Genomic DNA, 23,533 nt, shown 5'->3' on the forward strand with positions numbered 1-23,533 from the left:
TCTCATGGAAAAGAAAAAAACAAATAAAAAATTCATCATCATACTAACCGTTTTGGTTTTAGTGGGAGGAACTTACGGAATATCCAAATATTTACACTCTCAGGCACACGAAGAAACAGATGATGCTCAAATCGAGAAAAGAATGAACCCGATTATCCCAAGAGTTTCAGGATATATCAGCAAGGTGTATGTGAAAGATAATGATTATGTAAAAAAAGGAGATACTTTATTTACAATCGACAAGAGAGATTATCAGTTAAAGATTGATGAAGCTAATGCTGCCTTATTAGGAGCTGAAGGTCAGTACGAAGCTGCAAAAGCTGATATTGGAAGTGCATACGCAAGCATTAATGTTTCTGATGCAAACATGAAATCTGCAAGCGGATCTATCGAAAGCGCTAAAATCAGATTGAGACAGCTTACAAACGATTATAACCGTTATAATAATTTATATAAAACTCATACCATTACGAAACAACAATACGAACAGGCTTTAACAGCAAAAGAAGAAGCAGAAAATCAGGTACGTGTTTTAGAACAACAGCAAAGAGCGAGTTCTTATCAAAAATCGGTTATTCAGTCAAAATCTAAAGTTTCTGACAAGCAAACAGAAGTTGCTGCAGCTAATATCAAAAAAGCAAAAACTATGTTAGATGTTGCTCATTTAAATCTTTCTTATACCGTAGTTACTGCTGCAATTGATGGTCAGGTTTCTAAAGTTGATATTCAGCCAGGACAATTGGTACAGCCAGGACAATCTTTATTCTATATCATTAATAATAACGAAGCTTGGGTTGTAGCTAACTTTAAAGAAACACAATTGAATAAAATGGTTGTTGGACAAAAAGTAGGCTTAAAAGTTGATGCTTATCCTAACTATGAATTTAAAGGAACTGTATCTTCTTTCTCTCCTGCAACTGGGTCTCGTTTTTCATTATTACCACCTGACAATGCAACAGGAAACTTCGTAAAAACGATTCAAAGATTACCTGTAAAAATTACGATTGACTCATCAAATGATCCTGAAAAAGTAAAATTACTAAGACCGGGAATGAATGTTGACGTTGATGTACATTTAAAATAAAACATGGCAGGAGCAGTACAAGCAGACGACGATTTAGTAGAATACGGCTACAGACGTGTTATCATTACGATTACAGCAGTACTTTGTGCATTGCTGGAAATTGTAGATACGACGATTGTAAACGTAGCGCTGACAGACATGCGCGGAAGTCTTGGTGCTACCTTGACCGATGTGGCATGGGTAATTACAGCATACGCAATTGCGAATGTGATTGTGATTCCGATGACGAGCTGGCTATCGCAGCAATTTGGAAGACGTAACTATTTTGTGGCTTCCATTATAATATTTACAGTCTGTTCTTTTTTGTGTGGTAACGCCACCAATATTTGGGAACTTGTAGCCTTCCGATTCGTACAAGGTATGGGTGGTGGAGCATTACTTGTAACAGCCCAGACGATTATTACAGAAAGTTATCCGGTAGCAAAACGCGGAATGGCGCAGGCTATTTACGGAATGGGTGTAATTGTTGGTCCAACTTTAGGTCCGCCATTGGGAGGATATTTAGTAGATAATTATTCCTGGCCTTATATATTTTACATTAATATTCCTCTTGGAATTATTGCTACGATTTTGGCTTTAACTTTTGTAAGAAGTCCGAAATATGGAGAAAAATTAAAAGCAAATCAGGTTGACTGGTGGGGAATAATTTTGCTGAGTACTTTTATTGGTTCTTTACAATTCGTATTGGAACACGGACAGCAAGATGACTGGTTTAATGATTCACTTATTGTAACCTTAAGTGTTGTTACCGTTCTTGGATTGGTTTTATTTATCTGGAGAGAGCTTACTTATAAACATCCAATCGTAAACTTGAGTGTTTTAAAAGACGGAAACTTAAGAATTGGAACCGTAATGTGTTTTATCCTTGGTTTCGGTTTATATGGTTCAACATTGATTATCCCAATTTATACACAGTCTATTTTAGGATGGACAGCAACTGATGCAGGTTTATTATTAATTCCGGGATCTATTACAACAGCAATTATGATGCCTTTTGTGGGTAATATGATTCAGAAAGGTGTTCCACAAGGTTATATGGTTGGAGTTGGATTTTTAATCTTTTTCTTCTTTACCTTTATGATGTACAGCCGAATGACACCGGATACGGGTGTTGAACATATGTACTGGCCATTAATCTTAAGAGGAATTGGACTAGGATTACTTTTCGTTCCTATTACAACACTTTCACTTTCAACTTTAAAAGGAAAACAGATTGGTGAAGGAGCTGCATTTACGGGAATGATGCGTCAGTTAGGCGGATCTTTTGGAATTGCGATTATCACAACTTTCATTACACGTTTCAGCCAGTCACACCGAGTAGATTTAATTAATAATTTAGATCCTGCCAAATTTGAAGTACAGCAGCGAATTGCAGGAATGCAGCACGCATTTATGGCAAAAGGATATAGCGCCGATGTTGCTTTGAAAAAAGCATATCAGGCAATAGATCTTTCTGTAATGAAACAAAGTACTGTAATGGCTTATATGGATATTTTCCTTTACTTAGGAATTATGTTTTTATGTTGCATACCGATTATTCTCTTTATTAAAAAAGGGAAGAACAAAATTAGTGCAGCCGACGCAATGCATTAATAATAATAATTTTATAATACGCAGAAACGCCGAATTCATCATTTAGAATTCGGCGTTTATTTTTTATCATTCTGTTCTACCGCAATCCCTATGGCTATCGGGATTGCGGTTAAAAAAACACTTAGCTTCTTAGTATCTTAGAGCCTCAGCACCTCAAAAGTTACCTTGTAAAAACCAAATGATTTCCTTTTGAAAGATTTGCATCAAATTGATATCCTTCGTAATTAAAACCTTTTAAATCATCAATAGTTTCTGCGTTGGTATCAATAATATAACGTACCATCATACCTCTCGCCTTTTTAGCAAAAAAGCTGATCATTTTTAGTTTTCCGTCTTTATAATCTTTAAAGTCAGGTGTGATTACAGGAACTTTTAAAGCTTTTACATCTACTGCAGAAAAATATTCATTACTCGCTAAATTCACGAATAATTCATCTTTCTTTAATTCTTTGTTTAAAGCTTTGGTAACAACAGGTTTCCAAAATTCGTGTAGATTTTTATATTCTCCAACCTGCATTTTGGTTCCCATTTCTAAACGATACGCCTGCATTAAATCAAGTGGTTTTAAAAGACCGTAAAGACCTGATAAAATTCTCAATTTTTCCTGAAGAACATCTAATTTCTCAAACGGAATTGTATACGCATCCAAACCTGTATAAACATCGCCATCAAAAGTATAAACTGCCGGACGCGCGTTTTCTGCGGTAAAAGGAGTTTTCCATTCCTGATTGCGTTTCCAGTTTAAGTCGGCTAGTTTGTCTGAGATTGACATAAGCTCTGATAATTCAGCTGGTTTTTTTGTTTTTACAACTTTATGAATCACTTTTGCTTCTTTCAAAAATGAAGGTTCAGTATATTGAGATGTTGGTAATTCTTTTTCGAAATTCAATGACTTCGCTGGAGATATAACAATTTTCATGTGTGCTTTTTTCTATGATTCAAAAATACAAATTGCATTTCTAAAAATACATCATCGTAATTGATTTGTTTTATTGTAACATAGTTTTTTAGCCACGACCCGATAACGAACATCTCTTTTTTTAATCAATTTTAATTCAAAAATTAGTATTAATAATGCAACCTATTAATACTGAAATTATATTACACTTTTTTACTTAAAACTATTAATTTATTCAAAAAAGTGAGTCATAGATTATAATAGGCATTTTCTATGTTGTAAATTTGCATGCAATTATTTATATTAAAGATGCGAATTATTAGTACTAAAATTCATATTGCATTTTTACTCAAAAATTAGTGAATTCGTGGCTATACAAACAAACTACAAAACTGCTTTACAAAACAAAATCTTCGATATCATTTCGAAAGCTTCTCAGGAATTAAATGTTGACTGTTATGTGATCGGCGGATTTGTTCGTGATTTACTTTTAAATCGTGGTTCTAAAAAAGACATTGATGTAGTAGCTGTTGGAAGCGGCATCGAATTGGCTCTTAAAGTTTCAGATTTACTTCCGAACAAACCAAAAGTTCAGGTTTTTAAAACTTATGGAACAGCGATGCTTCGTTTTGAAGATACTGATATTGAATTTGTTGGCGCTCGAAAAGAATCTTACACTCGCGACAGCCGAAATCCAATTGTTGAAAACGGAACTTTACAGGACGATCAAAACCGTCGTGATTTTACGATCAATGCTTTGGCTTTATCATTAAACTCAACTAATTTCGGAGATCTTTTAGATCCGTTTAACGGAATAACCGATTTAGAAAACAAAACAATCAAAACGCCTCTGGATCCAGATATTACTTATTCTGATGATCCTTTGCGTATGCTTCGTGCGATTCGTTTTGCAACACAATTGAATTTCGAAATTGAAGAAAATTCATTGAATGCCATCACAAAAAATGCGGATCGTATTAAAATTATTTCTGGCGAAAGAATTGTAGACGAATTAAACAAAATTCTTTCTACACCAAAACCTTCGACTGGATTTTTACTTTTATACAAAACAGGACTTTTAGATTTAATCTTACCTGAATTAACGGCGTTGAATCAGGTGGAAGAAATTGAAGGTCATACCCATAAAAACAATTTCTATCATACACTTGAGGTTGTAGATAATATTTGCCCAAATACAGATGACGTATGGTTACGCTGGGCAGCTTTATTACATGATATCGGAAAAGCACCAACAAAACGTTTCAATAAAAAACAAGGCTGGACTTTTCACGGGCATGAATTTTTGGGTGGAAAAATGGCGAAGAAAATCTTTGAACGTTTACACATGCCATTGAATCATAAAATGAAATTTGTCCAAAAAATGGTCATTATGAGTTCGCGTCCAATTGTTTTGGCGGAGGATATTGTAACTGACAGTGCAGTTCGTCGTTTGGTTTTTGATGCAGGCGAAGATGTAGAAAGTTTAATGACTTTGTGTGCTGCTGATATCACAACCAAAAATCCGGCGAAATTCAGGAAATACCATAAAAACTTCGAAGTTGTCCGTAAGAAAATTGTAGAAGTCGAAGAACGCGATCACGTACGTAATTTCCAGCCGCCAATTTCGGGTGAAGAAATTATGGAAATATTTGATTTGAAACCTTCTCGTGAAATTGGTATTTTGAAAGAAGCCGTAAAAGAAGCTATTTTGGAAGGTGATATTCCGAACGAATATCAGGCAGCATATGATTTTGTGATTAAAAGAGCGGAAAAATTAGGCTTGAAAAAAGTTGAGAAATAAGTATTATTTAATAAAATGAAAAAAGAGAATAAATCAGTAATCATTTGGTTACTATCAGGTTGTGTTTTATTATTTTTAATGGTCGTTGTAGGCGGTATCACTCGTCTAACCAATTCAGGTTTGTCAATGACCGACTGGCATTTGGTAACCGACACATTTCCACCTTTAACAGAAGCCAAATGGCAGGCCGCTTTTGATGAATATAAAAAGTTTCCTGAATACCAAAAAATCAACATTCACAATGATTTCCAGTTAGCCGATTATAAATTCATTTATTTCTGGGAATGGTTTCACCGTTTCATTGGGCGTATTATTGGATTGGTTTTCTTTGTGCCTTTCGTGTATTTCTTAATCAAAAAGAAATTAGATACTCCAACTATCAAAAAATGTATTGTGCTTTTGGCAATGGGCGGTTTCCAGGGATTTTTAGGCTGGTTTATGGTAAGAAGCGGTTTAATCGACAATCCGGATGTTAGTCATTTTAGACTTTCTCTTCATCTTACTTTTGCCTTTATTACTTTTGCCTACACTCTTTGGGTTGCATTAGATTTAATTTATCCGGAAAGAAATATCAACAGAATAATTCCGCTACGCACTATCGCCAGATATGCTTTAGCTGCATTATTAATCCAGATTATTTATGGCGGGTTTGTAGCTGGTTTAAATGCCGGATTAATTCACAACCACTGGCCTTTAATGAGCGATGGAGAGTTTATTCACGAGTCGGTTTTTATTGAGCAATCTTCTTTAGTAAAAAATTTAATTGAAGGAAAAAGCGGTGTTCAGTTTGTACACAGAACTTTTGCTTATGCAGTTGTTGCTGTTATTCTTTATCTTTTCTTTAAAAGCAAAAAATATTCACTTACCAGAACCCAGTCAAACGGAATTAACACTCTCGTGGTTTTTGTTTTTATTCAGTTTCTGCTTGGTGTTTTCACTTTATTGTACAGTGTACCTTTGGCATTGGGATTAATTCACCAAATTATGGCATTTTTCCTTTTGAGTGCCATGACATACACATTGCATCGATTGAGTAAATAAAATATGTTTTCAATAAATACAAAAAGAGCTTCAAAAAATTTGAAGCTCTTTTTGTTTATGTTAATTCCAGAGTTTTTTTATCCCAGCCAGCTCTTAAAATCCTGAACCTTTTCACGGCTAACAATTACTTCATCATCTTTATAACTTGGCAAAATCACTTTTAATCGAGAATTGGTATACACCTGAATTTCTTTAATCGCTTTTAAGGGAACTATGAATTTTCTGCTTATGCGAAAGAAATCCTTCTTATCTACTTCCTGTTCCAGAATTTCTAAAGTCGAATCGATCAAATAATCCCGATTGTCATAAGTATGAATGTAAGTTCCTTTGTTTTCACTAAAAAAACATTCAATTTCATCTTTGGTAATAACTTTTAAATGCTGACAGATTTTAACTGTAAACCTTTCTCTGTAAGTCTTTTCGAAAGGATTTGAAAGCATTTGACGTATTTGCTCAAAATTAAGCTGAAGGTTTTGATTTCCGGCATCTGGTTTCGGAATTCTGGTTTTATATTTTGCAACCGCAACTTCCAGATCATCTTCATCAATTGGTTTTAGAAGATAATCGATACTGTTTAGTTTAAAGGCCTTTAAAGCATATTCATCATACGCTGTTGTAAAAATGATGGCACTTTTAATATCTATCTTTTCAAAAATTTCAAACGATAAACCATCCGATAGCTGAATATCCAAAAATATCAAATCAGGATGTACGTTATTGCCAAACCAATCAATTGATTCTTCTACAGAATGCAGCATTGTTTGTACAGCGATGTCTAATTTTTCTAATTTTCGTTGTAATAATCTTGCAGCCGGTTTTTCGTCTTCTATAATTAAGGTGGTCATTTATTAAATTTGAAAAATTAAAAAATCTTGATTTTGGGTCATGGTCTTGCTAAAATTATTCCCATTTATTGGTATTCTGAGATTCTTTGTCCATATACTTCTGGATTTTTTTCTGTTCCCACTCTGCTCCAAAAAACAAATCAGGTCCGAAAACGGTAAAAGCATGAATCAACAAACCAATACCCCAAAATAATGCAGTAGAGTACGTGTGCCAGTCTGACAATCCACTATCATTAAATCTGTTTCCAATAAAATCTCTGTTTATATTTGAAATGATAATAATTGCATTTACTATTAAATATACTTTTAAGTGCGAATAAAAACCTTTGATTCTTTTTACTTTTTTATATGCTATTTCAAAACTTTCATTATTCTCAAACTCTTGCCCATACTCCTCGTAAAAGCGTTTTCTAAAACGTCCCATTTTTATACCGATTTAAAAAATTATTGCCATTTGTTTTTGTTCTCTTTTTCTTTGTCCATGATTTCTCTGATTTTTCTTTCTTCCCAGCCTTTCCCAAAAACCGGAAAAACCTCAAAAACTTTTAATCCGTGAAAAATTACCCCTATTCCCCACCATATCAAAGGCCAGTAAAACCATAAATGATTTGGCGTTGTATATAAATTAATAAAAATCAACACGATATTAACCCCAATATAAGAAGTTAAATTACTATAAAATCCTTTTATATTCTCGACTTTCTTTTTAGCCTGATTATACTTGTCTTCTTCGCTATAATTTATTTCCATGATTACTCCCATTTTTGTTTATTATTTTCTTTTTCCAGAATTTTATCTATTTTTCTTTTTTCCCATTCCTTACTAAAAAAAGGAAAACAATTAAAGACTTTTAATCCGTGTAAAACAACCACAACTCCCCAGCCCAGCAAAGAATACCAAAAATACAGATAACCCGGTGAAGTCATAAGATTTACAATTATAACAATTGGATTACAGAGAAGATATACTGTCAGATGCTCATAAAACTCTCTGATTTGTTTCACTTTTTTTTGAGCTTCATAATAACGTTCAGCTTCAGCATATTTCTTTTCCATCATTTCCAGGTTTGTTTATTATTTTCTTTTTCCAAAATCTCCCTGATCTTTCTTTCTTCCCAGTCTGAACTGTAGCCAAAAACTTTAAAAGCATGCATTACAACTCCAAATCCCCAGCCTAAAGCTGAAAACCAAAACCACTGAAATCCAGGAGAATATCTCAAATTTATAAAAATTAAAAACGGAATCACACAACAATACGAAATTACATTTGCGTAAAATCCTTTTAATTCTTCTACTCTTTTTTTAGCTCTGAAATAAGCTTTGTTTTCATCGCTATAGTCTGCACTTGTTTCCATAACTGTTATTTGTTTCGTTAAAATCGGAATCTTAACTGTGAATGTTTTTTCATTTTGTTCTACTAAAACTTTTCTGTTGGTTACAATTCCATATCGGTTTACGATATTCTGCAATCCAACCCCTTGCCTGTCCTGTAAAACTTCTTTCTTTTGAAAATCATTTTGAATTGCAAGATAATCTCCATCAATAAAGATTCTAATATGCAAGGGTTTTTGTTCGCTAACTACATTATGTTTTACTGTGTTTTCGAGTAAAAGTTGTAACGATAACGGAACCACTTTTGCATCTGGATTGATATTTTCTATTGGCAATTCATAAAACAAACTGTTTTCAAATCGCATTTTCAGCAAATTCATGTATGTTTTTGCAAACGACAATTCGTCTTCTACAGAAACCAGTTCTTTATCTTTTTGTTCTAAAACATATCGGTAAATTTTAGATAAAGAAGTGGTGAACCGCTGTGCATTATCCGGATTTTCTTCAATCAAAGAACTTAATACATTCAGGCTGTTGAAAAGAAAATGCGGATCGATCTGATTTTTTAAACTTTCGAATTTTGCATTTGCCGTTCCGGCGATAATCTTTTGTTGGGTTATTTCAAATTTTGAAGCCATTTTCCATTTTACCATAAAACTTCTGGCCTGCATGAAAGTCGAAACTCCTAAAGATAAAATAATGTAAAAAAGATGAACCCAAATCATTCTTTCGCTAAAGAATTTGTCAATTGGTAAATCCTGAATAATTACAAAAATGATATAATTGATTCCTAAAACGGCCGGAACAGTGTATAAAACTGTAACTAATATTCCGTAATATACTCTCAAATTGGTGTGTTCCAGCCAGTCCCATTTTTTATCTAAAAGAACGCTCAAAAAGCCGTTTCCAAAACCTAACCCAAAAGAATAAAGACAACTTAGTAGAAAGGTTAGTAATACGTTTTTAAAAGTTAAATCTGCTCCCAAAAAAGCTGAAAATATCACCGTAAAAACCATAGAAATCTTGAAACAAACAAGTGTACCGCTTCTTAAATCTGAAAATGTATTTCTATAATCTTTCATGGTAACCAGCTTAAAATGTTTTTATTTACAGTTTTTTTGTGTTTCCAAAGCCCTTTCTAATCCCCATTTTGGCGAAAACGGAGTTTCAGGTTTAAATGTACCAAAAAGTTCAATAGCTTTATTAACCTGAGCGCATAAAGGTTTTGTATCTACACCTGTCCATTTTGCACCTCCCAACTGATAATCTGCCTCACCAAATACTGCTCTTGGATTATTTGGATTCAAAACTTTTGCTTTTGCGTAAGCTTCCATCACCTTAGCAGAATATTTCATTCCGTTTGTCATCGGATCAGCAACTACATACGCCGTATAAATCAAAGCCTGTAAAACATATAATTCTGAATTAGCCTGGTCTTTAATTATTTCTGTGTCAAGGGCATCCTGTGCTTTTGTCAATAACAAATCTACTTTAGTTTTGTCTTTTTCAGAAAAAGCCGATGTTGTATTAATTAAAGCTACATAATAATTTGGCAGATAGCTGTTTTTTTCAGCAGTAGCTATTCTTTCAAACATTGCAGAAGCTTCTGTATTTTTTCCTTCTTTCCAAAGCCCGAAAGCTTTTCCCATTCCTTGTTCAAATTGTGTCTGAGCAGATAATAAACTACAGATGAATAATGTAATAACTGTGATAATTTTGGTCATGATTTCTAATTTTTTAAAGGTTATTTTTAACTAAATTTTTATTGATGATTAAAACTCTTTCTATTAATTTATACTTCAAAAGTATATTGGTTTTTAGTCTTTTAAAATTAAATGATACTGAGTTGTTGATTTTGATGACTGAATTGTTTTTTTTTGAAGATTCTAAGATTCTGAGGAGCTAAGGTTCTAAGTTTTCCCTTAATATCTTAGAACCTCAGAACCTTTTTAAAGATTCTTCAACTGATTTTCATTTTTATTATCGCTGATCGTCCAGAAGAAACCTAAGAAGAAAAACCTGTCTGCCGTTGGTACTACAGCCTGTCTTTGGTAAACTCCTGATGCATCTGGTGTTTTGGCATAATCGTATCCGAAGATATTTTGTGTTCCTAAAATATTCGAAACAGAGAAATAAAGGATTTTTTGTGTGGTCAGTAAATACGCCCAGTTAAAACTAAGACTATTGTACGACTTTGTTTTTCCGTTCATAAACTGTGTTTGGTTTGGATCGTTGTACGGACGCCCTGTACCGAAACTGTTTGTAAAACCCACTTGCGATTTCCAGTCTGTAATAAAATATTTTGTTACCACAGATAAATTATGATTTGCAATAAAACTCGGAGTTGCCATATTTGGAAAGTTTTTATACTGCCTTTCTGAATCGATATAAGAATAGGATATCCAGTATTCTAAGTTTTCATACAAATTGCTGTCTCTCCAGAACAAATCTATTCCTTTTGCATACCCTGATCCGTTGTTGTTGAAAATCGAATTGTACTGAATATTCTTTGTATCATACTGAACGAGATTGCTGTAATCTTTATAATAAGCCTCAACCCTGAAAGTCTGCCCCGGTTTTGTGAACTGATAATTCAGAATATAATGACTTGCTTTCTCGCTTTCAAACTGATGATACTTAGAATATTTAATATAATCAACAACCGGTATCTGGGAAAAATCTCCGTAAGCAAAAGAAAACTGACTGCTTTTTGAAACTTTGTATCCTAATGAAGCTCTCGGTGCAATATTATTTTCGTTTAACAAACCATTATTTGAATATCTCAAACCAACTTTTAGTGCCAAATTTTTAGAGAATGAAATATCTCCTTCTGTGTAAGCCGCAAAAATGTTAGAATCGTAATCATTTGTAACATCGATAGAAACATTATCTGCAATGTCTTCATTATATTTTGTAATGAAATAATCTGTTCCAAAAGAAATTTTAAAATGGTTCGAAACTTTTTTAGACAATTTTAATTTCAGCTGTGCTGCGTTTTCCTGACTGTCAATTCCGGTGATATCATATTTCAGTTTGTTTTTACTGTATCCATAACTAACCCCTGAAGTTATTTGCCAGCCTGTTCCAAAAGTACCTTTGTATGAAGAATTCAGGTAAAAATTGTTATTGTTCATGTCAGTCCTGACTGGATTTTCGAAATTGATATTTTTCTGATTCAAATCGAATTTTTCCCCATCAAAAGAAGCGTACAATTTGAAAATTCCGTTTGTAAAATTATATCTGTAAACCGTTTCACCTCCAAGCGATTGATAAGGACTGTTCCAGTCAACATTTTGAGGAATTACCGCCTGATAAGGAGCTAAATTAACATACATCATATTTACACTCAAAGAACTTTTATTCCACTTCTGAGTATTCCCTAAGCTCAAACCCACCGTCATCAATCCGATATCTGTTTTTTCGTGATCTGCTTCGTCCTGAGTATTCAAAAGCAAAACACTTGAAAGAGCTTCACCATATTCTGCAGAATAGCCTCCGGTAGAAAAAGCAATTCCGCTAAACAGGAAAGGAGAAAACCTGCTTCGGGTTGGTAAATTATTTGTAGTTGCGCCGTATGGCTGCGCTACTCTGATTCCGTCAACAAAAGTTTGGGTTTCGCTGGCTTCTCCCCCACGCACAAACAAACGCCCGTCTTCACCAACGGTTTGTGTACCCGGCAAAGTCTGCAAAGCAGCTACAATATTTCCGGCAGAACCAGCTGTAGTAACAATATCTAATGGTTTTAGAACAGATACTCTTGCTTTTTCGCCTGATTCTAAAGTTCCGGCGGTAATTACGACTGCATCAAGGGCATTTATATTTTCTCTTAATTTTACTGTTTGATTTTTATAATTGGTAACATCTATTTCTTGTTTGTAAGTTTCGAAAAGCAAAAAGCTAACCACTAAAAACTTATTTCCTGCTTCAGTAGTTTCAAAAGAAAACTCTCCGGTTTCAGAACTTGTGGCTCCGTCGTAAGTTCCATCTAAATAAATATTTGCTCCTGCTACTGGTTTTCCTTTTTGGTCAACTACCTTTCCATAAATAGTATTCTGGGCAAAAATAAAAGCTGCAAAAAGTAAAAAAGATATTGTAAAAAGTAATTTGGTTTTCATGTCATCTTTGGTTTTGATGAAGCAAATGTATCTCAACTATTCTTGTTAAAAAATATTAAATAACCCAATTGTAGAATTTCGGGGATGAGTTGTAAAATACTTATTTGTATCTTTAGCTAAGAATAACAAAACCATCGATCATGTCAGAAAGCAAAAGAATATCAAACCTATATCAATCTATTTACAATGGTAATCCGTGGCTGGAAGTTACTTTGGCCCATACACTGGAAAATGTAACCGCAGAGCAGGCTTACAAAAAAGTAAATCCCAACCTGAATACGATTTGGGAAATTGTCAACCATATTATACAATGGAGAAGAAACATTCTGCAGCGTATGCAGGGAGAAACCATTATAACTCCTGACCATAATTATTTTGTTCCGGTTATAGATCCATCTGAAGTTGCCTGGGCGCAATCCATTCAGACGCTTTCAAAATCACAAGAATCATGGAATGCTTTTTTTGAGGATTTTGACGACGAAGATTTAGCTAAAATTTACGCCAATAACGGCCATACCTACTACGAGCACATTCACGGAATTATTCAGCATGATGTGTATCATTTAGGACAGATTGTTATTTTGAAGAAAATGCTTTAAAAATACAACTATGAAAAAATCTCTTTTTGTTATCGGATTATTATTGACAAGCACGCTTGGATTTTCTCAGGAAACCGAAGCGAAATATGATGAAGCTTTAGCCAAATCACTTCACGCCGATGAATATGGAATGAAGAAATATGTTTTTTGTCTTTTAAAATCCGGAAGTAATACAACCGCATCCAAAGAAGAAAGTAAAAAACTTTTTGAAGGCCACATGGCAAACATCAATAAACTGGCTAAAGAAGGTAAACTGGTTGTTGCCGGCCCCTTCATGAAAAACGATAGAAACTATCGTGGTATTTATGTTTTTAATGTCGAAACTGTAGAAGAAGCCAAAGCCCTTGTTGCTACTGACCCGGCAATTCAGGCAAAATTACTTGAAGCCGAATTAACGCCCTGGTATTGTACCGCAGCTTTACAGGAAACTGTGAAAATACATGACAAAATTTCCAGGACGAAAATGTAAAATATGAAAACAGAAAAAGAAAAAATGATTACTGGCGAATATTACAACGCTTTTGATCCAGAATTACTAAAAGGCCGTCGTGCGGCAAAAAACTTACTGCATACTTTAAATATCAAAGAATACCGGGTTACCAAAAAAGCAAAAGAAATCCTGAAAGAACTCATTCCTAACGCTGGAGCAGGGCTTTATATTGAACCTCCCTTTCATTGTGATTACGGTTATAATATTTTCTGCGGAGAGAACGTTTATTTCAATGTGAATTGTGTTGTTTTGGATTGTGCACCTGTAACTATTGGATCAAATGTATTCATTGCTCCAAATGTTCAAATTTATACCGCCTCTCATCCGCTTGACGCAGAATTAAGAAAAACGTTAGAAAATGCTTATCCTGTAACAATTGGAAACGATTGCTGGATTGGTGGAAATTCTGTTATCTGCCCGGGAGTTACGATTGGAAAAGGCTGTGTTATAGGTGCCGGATCTGTGGTTACAAAAGATATTCCAGACAATTCGTTGGCTGTTGGAAATCCGGCGAAGGTAATTCGAAAATTAAATAATTGATGCATAAAATTCAAAATGCAATTTTGAAAAGAATAAATATATTTTTTTAGTATTTTATTTGATTATATTTGATATAAGCATATGCCAATTTTATGACTATAACAATACCTAATGATATCAAAAGTGAATTTGAGGGCTATGATTACATCATAACGTGGATAAATAAATACAAGCTTATTAAAAATACAGGAATTACATTTGATTTTGGAAGAGTTACGTTCTTGGAAGCGAATTTATGCGCTTTAATCGGAACAATATTTGAAATGTTGGAGTCAAAAAACAATCAAATAAAAATAATAAATATTCAACCTCAAGTAGAAACTATCTTAAGGAAAAATGAATTTTTAATACCATTTGGATTTGAGAAAATAACAGATCACTACGATACGGCTTTAAAGTATAGAAAATTCACTCCAAATGATGATATTGGTTTTAATAATTACATACAAGAGGAATTATTAAAGAAGCAACAGTTTCCTTCTCACAGTGAGAAATTAGGCAAGGAAATTACTCGAAATATTTTTGAAATTTATGAAAATGCACGTACTCATGGTCAATGTGATTTTATTCATAGCTGTGGGCAATTTTACCCAAGAAAACAAGACAAACCATTGCATTTTACAATAGTTGATAAGGGAGTTAACATTAAGCAAAACGTCTCTGCTTTTCATAATCAAGACATTAATGCTGCGGATGCAATTGAGTGGGCAATGAAAAAAGGCAATACTACTAAAAGTGGTGACACTTCAGGAGGATTAGGTTTAGCTGTAATATTTGAGTTCATTAAATATAATCGAGGAAAAATCCAAGTTATATCATCCGATGGTTTTTATGAGTATAAAAATGAAAGTGTAACAAAAAAGAAATTAGCCTCAATTTTCGAGGGAACTATTGTTAATATAAAATTTAACTTAAATGATTCAAATTATTATTCCTTAAGAAGCGAAGAGGAAGATTTTGAAAATATATTTTAAAAGGCGTAAATTTGCGCTACATTATTAACGAAATAATTATATTATTATGAAACGTCTAATTATTAGAGATATAATTAATTCAGAACTTGCGGTCTCTACTGAAAATGGAGAAAAAGTTTTCGAAATGATCGATTCATATCTGCAAAAAAAAGAAAAAGTAGAATTAGATTTTGCTGGTATAACAATAATGATTACAGCATTTTTGAATGCAGCAATTGGAAAATTATATGGCAAGAAAGAATATACACCTGCTTTTCTAAATGAATATTTAAAACTTGAAAATGTAGAATTAGAAGACCGAAGTTTATTTAAAGATGTAATTCAAAGGGCGAAAGAATATTTTGCAAACAAAGAAAATTTTGAAAAAAATTCTAATAATGCAATTTATGGGGACGATTAGAATTCAGGATTTTAAAATTGGTTTCACTGACCAATTTTTTTTTGACACAAATATTTGGCTTTTGCTTTTTGGCACTGTCGCTGATTTTCAAAATAAAGATCAAAAAATATATTCCAAATTTCTAGAAGAATTAATAACAAAAAACAAACCAATATATATTTCTTCTTCTGTTATTTCGGAATATGCAAATGTTCTGTTACGCAGAGATTATGATCAATGGATATCAATTGAAAAACTGGTAAATGCAAAATTTAAAACCGATTTCGTAGGAAGTAAAAATTATGAAACTTCAGTAGATGTAATTACAAAATCGATTAACAAGATTTTAAAACTTCCAAATATACAGCCAATATCCGACAGCTTCCATTGTATTAACATAAATAATATTGTAGAGAATTTTAAACTTGTAGATTTTAACGATGCATATATTTTGGAATTATCAACTTTAAACAATTATAAAATTGTTACTAATGATAAAGATTTTCAAAAATTAAATTCAAAAATAGACATCATTACTTCACAGATTTAACTAAACTTAATGCTTACCCTCAACAAAGTTCATCATATTGCCATTTTATGTTCCGATTACGAAAAATCGAAATATTTCTATACCAAAATTTTAGGTTTAACTATTATTCGTGAAATCTATCGCGAAGAACGCCAGTCTTACAAATTAGATTTGGCTTTGAATGGTTCTTATGCTATCGAATTATTTTCATTTCCTAATCCGCCAAAAAGACCTTCAAGACCTGAAGCCGTTGGTTTACGGCATTTAGCTTTTGAAGTGATTAATCTGGAAGAAACAATAACTTTCTTAAATTCAAAAAACATAGAATCAGAACCAATTAGAATCGATGAAACGACAGAAAAACGTTTTACATTTATCGCCGATCCTGATTTATTGCCTATTGAGTTTTATGAGAGATAAACACTAATACACAACATTTTTCTCATTTTATGTCATTTCGACCGAAGAGAGAAATCACAATAGAAACTCCGCAAAGTTAGCGTCAATCTTTGTTGAATCCCGCGTGAGATTTCTCCCTTCGGTCGAAATGACAAAACTATCTTTAAAAATTAGAACCTTTACATCTCTAAGTCTTTACGAGCAATTTTATACCGCTATGTAACCAAAAGCATACTGAAGGAATTTTCCTGTTTATATCAGTTTTAACACATTAAAATGATTATTTCCTATAAAAAACCGAATTTGATTCTTAATTTTGTAATCCGCAAAAAATAAATGCGGAATCTTCAAATTTATAATGATGAACAAAACGGCGCAAATCAAAAAAAATCATCAATTCATTAAATTCCGAAAATTAGTTATTGTTTCTGTTTTAATTGGTTTTCTTTCAGCTTTTCTTGGAATTTCCTTAAAACGAATTACGGAATATTACGAAGAAATCTTTTTTCATGAAGTATCTGTTCATCCTATATTCTACATCGTATTTCCAGTTTTTGGATTATCTGTAATTTACTTTCTCAGACAATATCTTTTTAAGAAAAAAGAAAATAAAGGAATCAAAGAAGTTTTCGAAAGTACAGCTTCTAAATCTAAAAATCTTCCTTCCTATAAAATTCCGTCACACTTCATCAACGGATTATTAACAGTTATTTTTGGAGGTTCAACCGGAATCGAAGTCTCTACCGTAGTAGCTACTGCAACCATAGGCTCTGTAGCACACGAAAAAGAAAATGTCTTCCGTCAATACAAAACCGAATTGATCTGTGCGGGAGTTGCCGCGGGAGTTACGGCTCTTTTCAGCAGCCCAATCGCAGGAATTTTATTTGCTTTCGAAGTTATATCCAGAAAAGTAACCCGAGCTTTTGTTATTTCAAATTTAATCGCGGTTTCTATCGCCTTTGGATTACTTTCTATTTTAAAAGAAGAACCATTGTTTGCAGTCTCAATCGTAACATGGAATTTAAAAGCGATTCCATATTTTATCCTTTTAGGAATTTTAGCCGGAATGAATTCGGTTTACTTAACCCGTTGTGTTTTGTTTTTTAAATCACAATTTGGCAAAATCGACACTCATTATTATAAAATATTAATGGGTTCAGTAGTACTGAGTATTTCTTTATTCTTTTTTCCACAATTATATGGAGAAGGTTATCACGCCATAAAAGGAATCTTTGGGAATGCTCATCAGGCTCAATTAACAATAACTTTGGCCTTAACATTTATCGCTATTTTAATCTTAAAACCAATTGTAACCTCAATTACACTGGCTTCAGGTGGTGACGGCGGGGTTTTTGCTCCAAGTTTGTTTATCGGAGCCTTTTTAGGATTATTACTGGCTTCTGTCTTAAACAGTTTCTTTCATGTAAATGTAATTCCGGTCAATTTTATGATTATCGGTATGGCCGCAGTTCTAAGTGCCAGTATCCACGCACCTTTTACGGCAATATTCTTAGTTTGCGGACTAACAAACGATTATACTTTGTTTTTCCCAATCCTTGTAGTTTGTCTAATTTCCAAATATACTGCAAAAACAATTTATCCGTATACTGTATATAGTTACTCCCCAAGTTTAATAAAATAATACTAAATTAATAATCTGTAGATTAATAAAATCTTCAGAATTAACAACCTACAGCAAAATGTATTTAAAAGCATAACGAATAAAGCAAAACAATATCATACTATGCCTGTTCAGAAAATAAAACGAAGCTACCGCAAAACACGTTATATTCTTTACAAAGAAACTCTAATTGATTACAAAGAACACTTTTGGTCTTTTTTAGGTTCTTTTGTCGGAATTGGAATTTTGGCCTATGTGCAATCTCTTCATTTTTCCGGTTCTGACGCCGTTTATTTAATTGGTTCTTTCGGAGCTTCGAGTGTTTTGGTTTACGGAATTATTCAGAGTCCGTTTTCTCAGCCCCGAAATTTAGTTGGCGGACATGTAATTTCAGCTATTGTCGGGGTAACGGTTCATAAGCTGGTTCCTGACATTATGTATATTGCCGCTCCTTTAGCAGTTTCAATCGCCATTATTTTAATGCAGATTACCAAAACGCTTCACCCTCCGGGAGGAGCAACTGCTTTAATTGCCGTTATCGGAACAGAAAAAGTAAAAGCGCTAGGTTATATGTATGTTCTTTCTCCAGTTTTCACAGGAGTTATGATTTTACTTTTGACAGCCTTGGTTTTTAATAATATGACATCAAGCAGAAGCTACCCTAGTCATAGCACGTATCATAAACATTATCATAGGATTCGAAAAAGACTGTCTAAAAAATAGTTCATTTAATGCCATCCTGAACTAAATTTAAGTAATGATTCTATTGAGAAGGGGCTTCGGCTCCGCTCATCCTGACAACTGATACTCAAATCAATAATCCTATTTGAAAATCTTTTCAACAAATCGTAATTCATAATTCGTATTTCGTTTTTTATATTTTACCTTTGACCTCTCAATAAAAACAAAGATTATGGTTTATAAATTTAGAGTAATTCTAGACGCCGAAGAAGATATTTTTAGAGACATTGCCATTCTTGAGGAAGATACACTTGAGGATTTACACAATGCAATCTTCAACGCTTTTGGTTTTGACGGATCTGAAGTGGCTTCATTCTATACTTGTGATGACACCTGGAATCAGGAAGATGAAATTCCGCTTTTCGATACAGGAGATGTTCCTGGAGAAATAAGAACCATGAACGATTATCCATTGTCCAGCATTTTAGATAAAGAAAACACCAAGATTATCTACGTTTATGATTTCATCAGCATGTGGACGTTTTTAGTTGAACTGGCTGCTATTGAAGATGAAGCTGTTGGGGTAACTTATCCTGAAACTTTATTTTCTCATGGCCAAATGCCTGACGAAGCTATCGAAAAAAACTTTGAATCTGATGATATGCATAACGATATCTACGGAGAATTTGAAGACGATTTAGACGAAGACGATCTTGACATGTTCGAAGGAGATGATAGTTTCGAAGATTATGGATTTGAGGAGAATTGGAATTAGTTTTTAAGGGACAAAGATGCAAAGTGACAAAGTGACAAAGATTTTCTAGTTAAGAGTTAATATTTTTTTGTAAGTTTTTACTTAATTTTATATTTAATTTTTTTAATATGAAAATATGAAAACTTTTCGCGACCTTTTGATCTGGCAAAAATCTATGAATCTGGTAACTGAAATTTACCAATTAACAAATTCATTTCCAAAAGAAGAAATTTACGGACTATCTTCACAAATTAGAAGATGTTCCATTTCAATACCAAGTAATATTGCCGAAGGATATGGCAGAAATGGAAAAACCGAATTACTAAGATTCTTAAATATTTCTATTTCATCATTATTCGAAATGCAGACTCAGCTTGAAATTTCATTCAATCTAAAATATATAACCGAGTATCAATTCAGTAAAACAAACGAAGAAAGCAGAGAATTAGAGCGAATGTTAAGCGCCTTTATAAAAAAATTAAAAGATAGCAAATAAAACTTGGTCTCTTTGGCACTCTGTTACTTCAAACCTAAAAATAAATGATAAATTTATTCAACACTCACATCGACACACTGGCGATACACCGCGTAGGAAACAAAAGCCGTAATGAGGCTATTTTTTTATCAGAGCAGCCATTTAATTTAAATGATGAAATTGTACCGCTAATAAAAGAATTCTTTTTTAAACCTTTTAGAGAAAAAGAAGAAAACTATTATCAGTTTGCACACGAAGTGGATCTGGACTACAACGACATGTTTAAATATGCAACTGAAATTTTTGATAATCCGGCAAATGTTCATGAGATTTCTAAAAAAATTACAAAACATTTGTATGAGCAGTCAAATCATCCGCATATTAAGAACGGAGAGGTTTATGTAACCTATTTGACTAATTTAAGTATCGATAATAATGTTGTTGATGCAATCGGAATTTTCAAAAGTGAGTTGCAAGCAGACTTTTTACAATTTGAAGAAAACGGAAGCAATCTTGAAATGATTCTACAACAAGGAATCAATCTGAGTAAATTAGATAAAGGATGTTTAATTTTCAACTTTAAAAAAGAAGAAGGATATAAAATCCTAACTGTAGACAGCAACCGTTATGATGCGCGTTACTGGTTAGAGCACTTTTTATCTGTTGATGCTTTTGAAGATGAAAATTTCATCACTAAAAAATATTTGAAATTCTGTCAAAACTTCGCAAAAGACGTTGTTTTGCCAGCCGAAGACAAGAAAGAGGAAGTAATGTTTATGAACCGATCTGTGAATTATTTCGCTAAAAACGATCAGTTTGAAGAGCAGAATTTCCTGAATGAAGTATTAGACAATCCTGATTTGATTCCTGAATTTAAAAACTATAAAGTTGATAAAGGAGAAAAATACAGCATCGAAGATGTTACCTCATTCCCTATTGCCAACGCAGCAGTTTCTGACGCCAGAAAATCGATCAAAAACGTAATTAATCTGGATACTCATATTCAGATTAAAATGGATTTCATCAATCCTGAAAGTGCAGAAAAATTTGTTGAAAAAGGCTGGGATGAAGAAAAGCAAATGTATTACTACTTAGTATATTTCAACAAAGAAGAAAAAAACTAAGTATTTCATTTCTATTACTTACTTACTAAAAACAGAAAACGGCAGTTACAGAAGTAATGCCGTTTTTTATTATGATTCAATTCTGCTTTTTAAATATTCGAGCATTTGTATCGTAATAGGCTTCGAAAGAAAATCAATTATAATAGGATATTTTTTCGCTTTATCTAAGTCTTCAGGGTTAATTGTAGAAGACAGCACAATAACGCTTACAGAATTAAACCCGTCATAGTCAGCAGCTGTAAAATGATCCAGAAACTCCCAGCCACCCATGACAGGCATATTTAAATCCAGAAAAATCAACTGAGGTTTTTTGACTGCTTTTGTGGTATTGTACTTTAAGGAATTAAAATACGACAATGCCTCTTCTCCATTCTGCGCTGTAATAACTTCATCTGAAAAACCAGATTTTGCAATTACTTTTTTAGACAACAGCAATGCAATAGGATCATCATCTATACATAATATTTGCTCCAGCATAACTTAATTTTTAAATGTTATGATAAATGAGGTTCCTTTATTAACCTCGCTTTCTACACTAATTGTTCCGCCCATAGTTTCAACCTGAGATTTCACAAGATACAACCCAAGTCCCTTACTGTCAGGATAATTATGAAACCTTTGATATAATCCAAAAACTTTATCGCGGTTCCTTTCCAGATCAATACCTATACCATTATCGGCAAAAGTCAAAAACACTGTTTGATCTATCTGTTCGGCTGTTATAGAAATTTTGAGTTTTCTATTCTCAGATTTGTATTTTATGGAATTTGTAAGCAAATTTAGCAATATACTTTCAATATATGCCTTATTTGTATTAAGTAAAGGAACCTTATCCAGTTTGAGTTTTATGATAGGCTTATGCATTTCTATCTGAAAAGACAACTGCCCAAATACATTTTCAAAGACCTCGCTCAGCGAAACCATTTCTTTTTGCATCGAAGGATTATCTTTTATAATAATCACTTTTACCAAATCATTAATCGTTTCGTTTAAAAGGTATGTTGATTTATAAAAACCATTCAGAATTTCTTCCAGTTCAGGATTTTCAATCGGAATGTCCTCAATCAGATTCAGAAGCCCCATTAGATTAGACAATGGAGCCCTTAGGTTATGCGAAGTTATATAAGAAAACTGCTTTAAATCTTTATTATTCTGGGTCAGTTCGCGGATCAAATGTTCTTTTTCCGTCTCCATCCTCCTTTCTTCAGTAATATCCTGCTGAATAGATATCCAATGCGACAAAACACCTTCTGCATTAAAAATTGGAATCATTGAAAAACGAACCCAATATTCATTTTTTGACTTACTATAACTTATGGTTTCTATTAAGCACTCTTTTTCTTCTTTGATGGCCTTTAATACTTTTTTCAGTGCTTCAGAATCTGAATTAGGTCCTTTAAAAACATTTGGTGACTGTCCCAGAATTTCATCAGATTCATATCCTGACATTTTAGAGAAAGCTGGATTTACATAAACAATCCTTGGAATTTTTCCATCTGTAGAATTAGCTTCGGTAATTAAAATAGAATCTTTGGACTGAATGATAACGGTTTCTAAAAGTTTAAGTCGCTGCTCTTCCTCCTTTTGTTTCGTAATGTCCTGAATAGCTCCAATCATTCTGACAGCTTTACCATTTTCATCCTTCAAAAGAAATCCCCTGTCCAAAACATATTTATAGGTCCCGTCTGAACATCTGAAACGATACTGGTCCTGCCATTTTTCAGTTTTTTGTTCAATAAAAGAATATAGTTTAACAGACATTCTGATACTGTCTTCGGGATGAATTTTATCAAACCACCATTTTGAAGTCAGACCAACTTCTTCCTGTTTATAACCAAAAACATTTTCAATTCCTTTATTCCATGTTATGTAGTCTTCCTGAATCCTCCAATCCCATATTGTGTCACTGGTAGCTTTTGCCACAATATCATATTTTTCGTTAGATTCCTTAATCTCCTCATTGGTAGATTGCATTTTTTTTAAAATAGAAATATTCCTACTCTCATTTTTAGACAAAATATAATTAAAAATTATACCTGTAAAAAAAATAAAAATGATATCTTTTAGAAAACTGAAGTAATAAAAATTCGCTTTCAAAGCATAGAAAACCAATAGCTTATGGCACAAAATAGCCATAAACAACGAAATAACAACATATATTAACGTAATTTGTTTCGGTTTGCTTTTCATTACTCAAATATAGTCTAAATAAACCAATTTGAAAAAAATTGAAACATTTTAAACTCTGCTCTGGTAAACT

Annotated in this window: 26 protein-coding genes; 16 read left to right on the plus strand and 10 right to left on the minus strand. The window is 33.0% G+C overall.

Annotated features, from left to right (window positions below; translation table 11 throughout):
* The first annotated feature begins 4 nt into the window (after positions 1 to 4).
* Together GWR14_RS06925 and GWR14_RS06930 are read left to right on the plus strand one after the other, a co-directional pair.
* Positions 5 to 1,084: an HlyD family secretion protein gene (locus GWR14_RS06925; protein ID WP_163408303.1), complete on the plus strand. Its 1,080-nt coding sequence runs from the start codon at positions 5 to 7 to the stop codon at positions 1,082 to 1,084.
* A 3-nt stretch (positions 1,085 to 1,087) separates the two neighbouring features.
* Entirely contained in the window at positions 1,088 to 2,677 is a 1,590-nt protein-coding gene (locus tag GWR14_RS06930; protein ID WP_163408304.1) for an MDR family MFS transporter, read from the plus strand.
* Positions 2,678 to 2,837: 160 nt separating this feature from the next.
* On the opposite strand, the gene yaaA is transcribed toward GWR14_RS06930, so the two are convergent.
* The gene (gene yaaA / locus GWR14_RS06935) at positions 2,838 to 3,596 is read right to left on the minus strand and encodes a peroxide stress protein YaaA (RefSeq protein WP_163408305.1); all 759 of its coding nucleotides are present in this window, start codon (positions 3,594 to 3,596) and stop codon (positions 2,838 to 2,840) included.
* A gap of 346 nt (positions 3,597 to 3,942) precedes the next feature.
* Between yaaA and GWR14_RS06940 the strand changes: the two genes are divergently transcribed.
* Both GWR14_RS06940 and GWR14_RS06945 read left to right on the plus strand, forming a co-directional pair.
* Entirely contained in the window at positions 3,943 to 5,376 is a 1,434-nt protein-coding gene (locus GWR14_RS06940; RefSeq protein WP_163408306.1) for a CCA tRNA nucleotidyltransferase, read from the plus strand.
* Between the two features lie 15 nt (positions 5,377 to 5,391).
* Complete coding sequence (locus GWR14_RS06945) at positions 5,392 to 6,417, plus strand: COX15/CtaA family protein (protein ID WP_163408307.1); 1,026 nt, start codon at positions 5,392 to 5,394, stop codon at positions 6,415 to 6,417.
* Positions 6,418 to 6,494: 77 nt separating this feature from the next.
* On the opposite strand, the gene GWR14_RS06950 is transcribed toward GWR14_RS06945, so the two are convergent.
* The 7 genes from GWR14_RS06950 to GWR14_RS06980 all read right to left on the minus strand — a co-directional run bounded on the left by GWR14_RS06950 (position 6,495) and on the right by GWR14_RS06980 (position 12,708).
* Entirely contained in the window at positions 6,495 to 7,262 is a 768-nt protein-coding gene (locus tag GWR14_RS06950; RefSeq protein ID WP_163408308.1) for a LytR/AlgR family response regulator transcription factor, read from the minus strand.
* Positions 7,263 to 7,317: 55 nt separating this feature from the next.
* Positions 7,318 to 7,686, minus strand: coding sequence for a 2TM domain-containing protein (locus GWR14_RS06955; protein WP_163408309.1), 369 nt, complete (start codon positions 7,684 to 7,686; stop codon positions 7,318 to 7,320).
* Between the two features lie 20 nt (positions 7,687 to 7,706).
* Positions 7,707 to 8,024 (minus strand): 2TM domain-containing protein, encoded by a 318-nt coding sequence (locus tag GWR14_RS06960; RefSeq protein ID WP_163408310.1) that lies wholly within the window; start codon positions 8,022 to 8,024, stop codon positions 7,707 to 7,709.
* Positions 8,015 to 8,317, minus strand: coding sequence for a 2TM domain-containing protein (locus tag GWR14_RS06965; protein WP_163408311.1), 303 nt, complete (start codon positions 8,315 to 8,317; stop codon positions 8,015 to 8,017). Before GWR14_RS06965 ends, GWR14_RS06960 begins: the two co-directional genes overlap by 10 nt.
* Positions 8,317 to 9,675, minus strand: coding sequence for a 2TM domain-containing protein (locus tag GWR14_RS06970; protein ID WP_163408312.1), 1,359 nt, complete (start codon positions 9,673 to 9,675; stop codon positions 8,317 to 8,319). The genes GWR14_RS06965 and GWR14_RS06970 overlap by 1 nt, the downstream gene beginning before the upstream one ends.
* Positions 9,676 to 9,696: 21 nt before the next feature.
* Positions 9,697 to 10,317, minus strand: a complete 621-nt coding sequence (locus GWR14_RS06975; protein WP_163408313.1) for a hypothetical protein — start codon at positions 10,315 to 10,317, stop codon at positions 9,697 to 9,699.
* 225 nt (positions 10,318 to 10,542) lie between these two features.
* Complete coding sequence (locus GWR14_RS06980; protein WP_163408314.1) at positions 10,543 to 12,708, minus strand: TonB-dependent receptor; 2,166 nt, start codon at positions 12,706 to 12,708, stop codon at positions 10,543 to 10,545.
* Positions 12,709 to 12,848: 140 nt separating this feature from the next.
* Here GWR14_RS06980 and GWR14_RS06985 point away from each other — a divergent pair, with 140 nt between their 5' ends.
* From GWR14_RS06985 to GWR14_RS07040, 12 genes are all read left to right on the plus strand, one after another.
* Positions 12,849 to 13,307: a DinB family protein gene (locus GWR14_RS06985; protein WP_163408315.1), complete on the plus strand. Its 459-nt coding sequence runs from the start codon at positions 12,849 to 12,851 to the stop codon at positions 13,305 to 13,307.
* Positions 13,308 to 13,317: 10 nt separating this feature from the next.
* Complete coding sequence (locus GWR14_RS06990) at positions 13,318 to 13,776, plus strand: YciI family protein (protein ID WP_163408316.1); 459 nt, start codon at positions 13,318 to 13,320, stop codon at positions 13,774 to 13,776.
* Between the two features lie 3 nt (positions 13,777 to 13,779).
* The gene (locus tag GWR14_RS06995; protein ID WP_163408317.1) at positions 13,780 to 14,337 is read left to right on the plus strand and encodes a sugar O-acetyltransferase; all 558 of its coding nucleotides are present in this window, start codon (positions 13,780 to 13,782) and stop codon (positions 14,335 to 14,337) included.
* Positions 14,338 to 14,429: 92 nt separating this feature from the next.
* Positions 14,430 to 15,311 (plus strand): ATP-binding protein, encoded by an 882-nt coding sequence (locus GWR14_RS07000; RefSeq protein ID WP_163408318.1) that lies wholly within the window; start codon positions 14,430 to 14,432, stop codon positions 15,309 to 15,311.
* Positions 15,312 to 15,357: 46 nt separating this feature from the next.
* The gene (locus GWR14_RS07005) at positions 15,358 to 15,711 is read left to right on the plus strand and encodes an STAS-like domain-containing protein (RefSeq protein ID WP_163408319.1); all 354 of its coding nucleotides are present in this window, start codon (positions 15,358 to 15,360) and stop codon (positions 15,709 to 15,711) included.
* Positions 15,698 to 16,240: a type II toxin-antitoxin system VapC family toxin gene (locus tag GWR14_RS07010; RefSeq protein ID WP_163408320.1), complete on the plus strand. Its 543-nt coding sequence runs from the start codon at positions 15,698 to 15,700 to the stop codon at positions 16,238 to 16,240. The genes GWR14_RS07005 and GWR14_RS07010 overlap by 14 nt, the downstream gene beginning before the upstream one ends.
* Before the next feature lie 9 nt (positions 16,241 to 16,249).
* On the plus strand, positions 16,250 to 16,639 hold the full coding sequence (gene gloA2 / locus GWR14_RS07015; protein ID WP_163408321.1) for an SMU1112c/YaeR family gloxylase I-like metalloprotein: 390 nt from the start codon (positions 16,250 to 16,252) through the stop codon (positions 16,637 to 16,639).
* A gap of 340 nt (positions 16,640 to 16,979) precedes the next feature.
* Positions 16,980 to 18,260, plus strand: a complete 1,281-nt coding sequence (locus tag GWR14_RS07020; protein ID WP_163408322.1) for a chloride channel protein — start codon at positions 16,980 to 16,982, stop codon at positions 18,258 to 18,260.
* Positions 18,261 to 18,362: 102 nt separating this feature from the next.
* Positions 18,363 to 18,962: an HPP family protein gene (locus GWR14_RS07025; protein ID WP_163408323.1), complete on the plus strand. Its 600-nt coding sequence runs from the start codon at positions 18,363 to 18,365 to the stop codon at positions 18,960 to 18,962.
* 190 nt (positions 18,963 to 19,152) lie between these two features.
* On the plus strand, positions 19,153 to 19,695 hold the full coding sequence (locus tag GWR14_RS07030; RefSeq protein WP_163408324.1) for an IS1096 element passenger TnpR family protein: 543 nt from the start codon (positions 19,153 to 19,155) through the stop codon (positions 19,693 to 19,695).
* Positions 19,696 to 19,810: 115 nt separating this feature from the next.
* The gene (locus tag GWR14_RS07035; protein WP_163408325.1) at positions 19,811 to 20,170 is read left to right on the plus strand and encodes a four helix bundle protein; all 360 of its coding nucleotides are present in this window, start codon (positions 19,811 to 19,813) and stop codon (positions 20,168 to 20,170) included.
* Positions 20,171 to 20,214: 44 nt separating this feature from the next.
* Positions 20,215 to 21,273, plus strand: a complete 1,059-nt coding sequence (locus GWR14_RS07040) for a nucleoid-associated protein (RefSeq protein WP_163408326.1) — start codon at positions 20,215 to 20,217, stop codon at positions 21,271 to 21,273.
* A 69-nt stretch (positions 21,274 to 21,342) separates the two neighbouring features.
* On the opposite strand, the gene GWR14_RS07045 is transcribed toward GWR14_RS07040, so the two are convergent.
* Both GWR14_RS07045 and GWR14_RS07050 read right to left on the minus strand, forming a co-directional pair.
* Positions 21,343 to 21,750 carry a response regulator gene (locus GWR14_RS07045; protein WP_163408327.1) on the minus strand — a complete coding sequence of 136 codons (408 nt, stop codon included), beginning with the start codon at positions 21,748 to 21,750 and terminating at the stop codon, positions 21,343 to 21,345.
* Positions 21,751 to 21,753: 3 nt separating this feature from the next.
* Complete coding sequence (locus GWR14_RS07050; protein ID WP_246236296.1) at positions 21,754 to 23,247, minus strand: PAS domain-containing sensor histidine kinase; 1,494 nt, start codon at positions 23,245 to 23,247, stop codon at positions 21,754 to 21,756.
* Between the last annotated feature and the right edge of the window lie 286 nt (positions 23,248 to 23,533).

It is taken from the genome of Flavobacterium ajazii (genome assembly GCF_010614725.1).
GTDB lineage: Bacteria > Bacteroidota > Bacteroidia > Flavobacteriales > Flavobacteriaceae > Flavobacterium > Flavobacterium ajazii.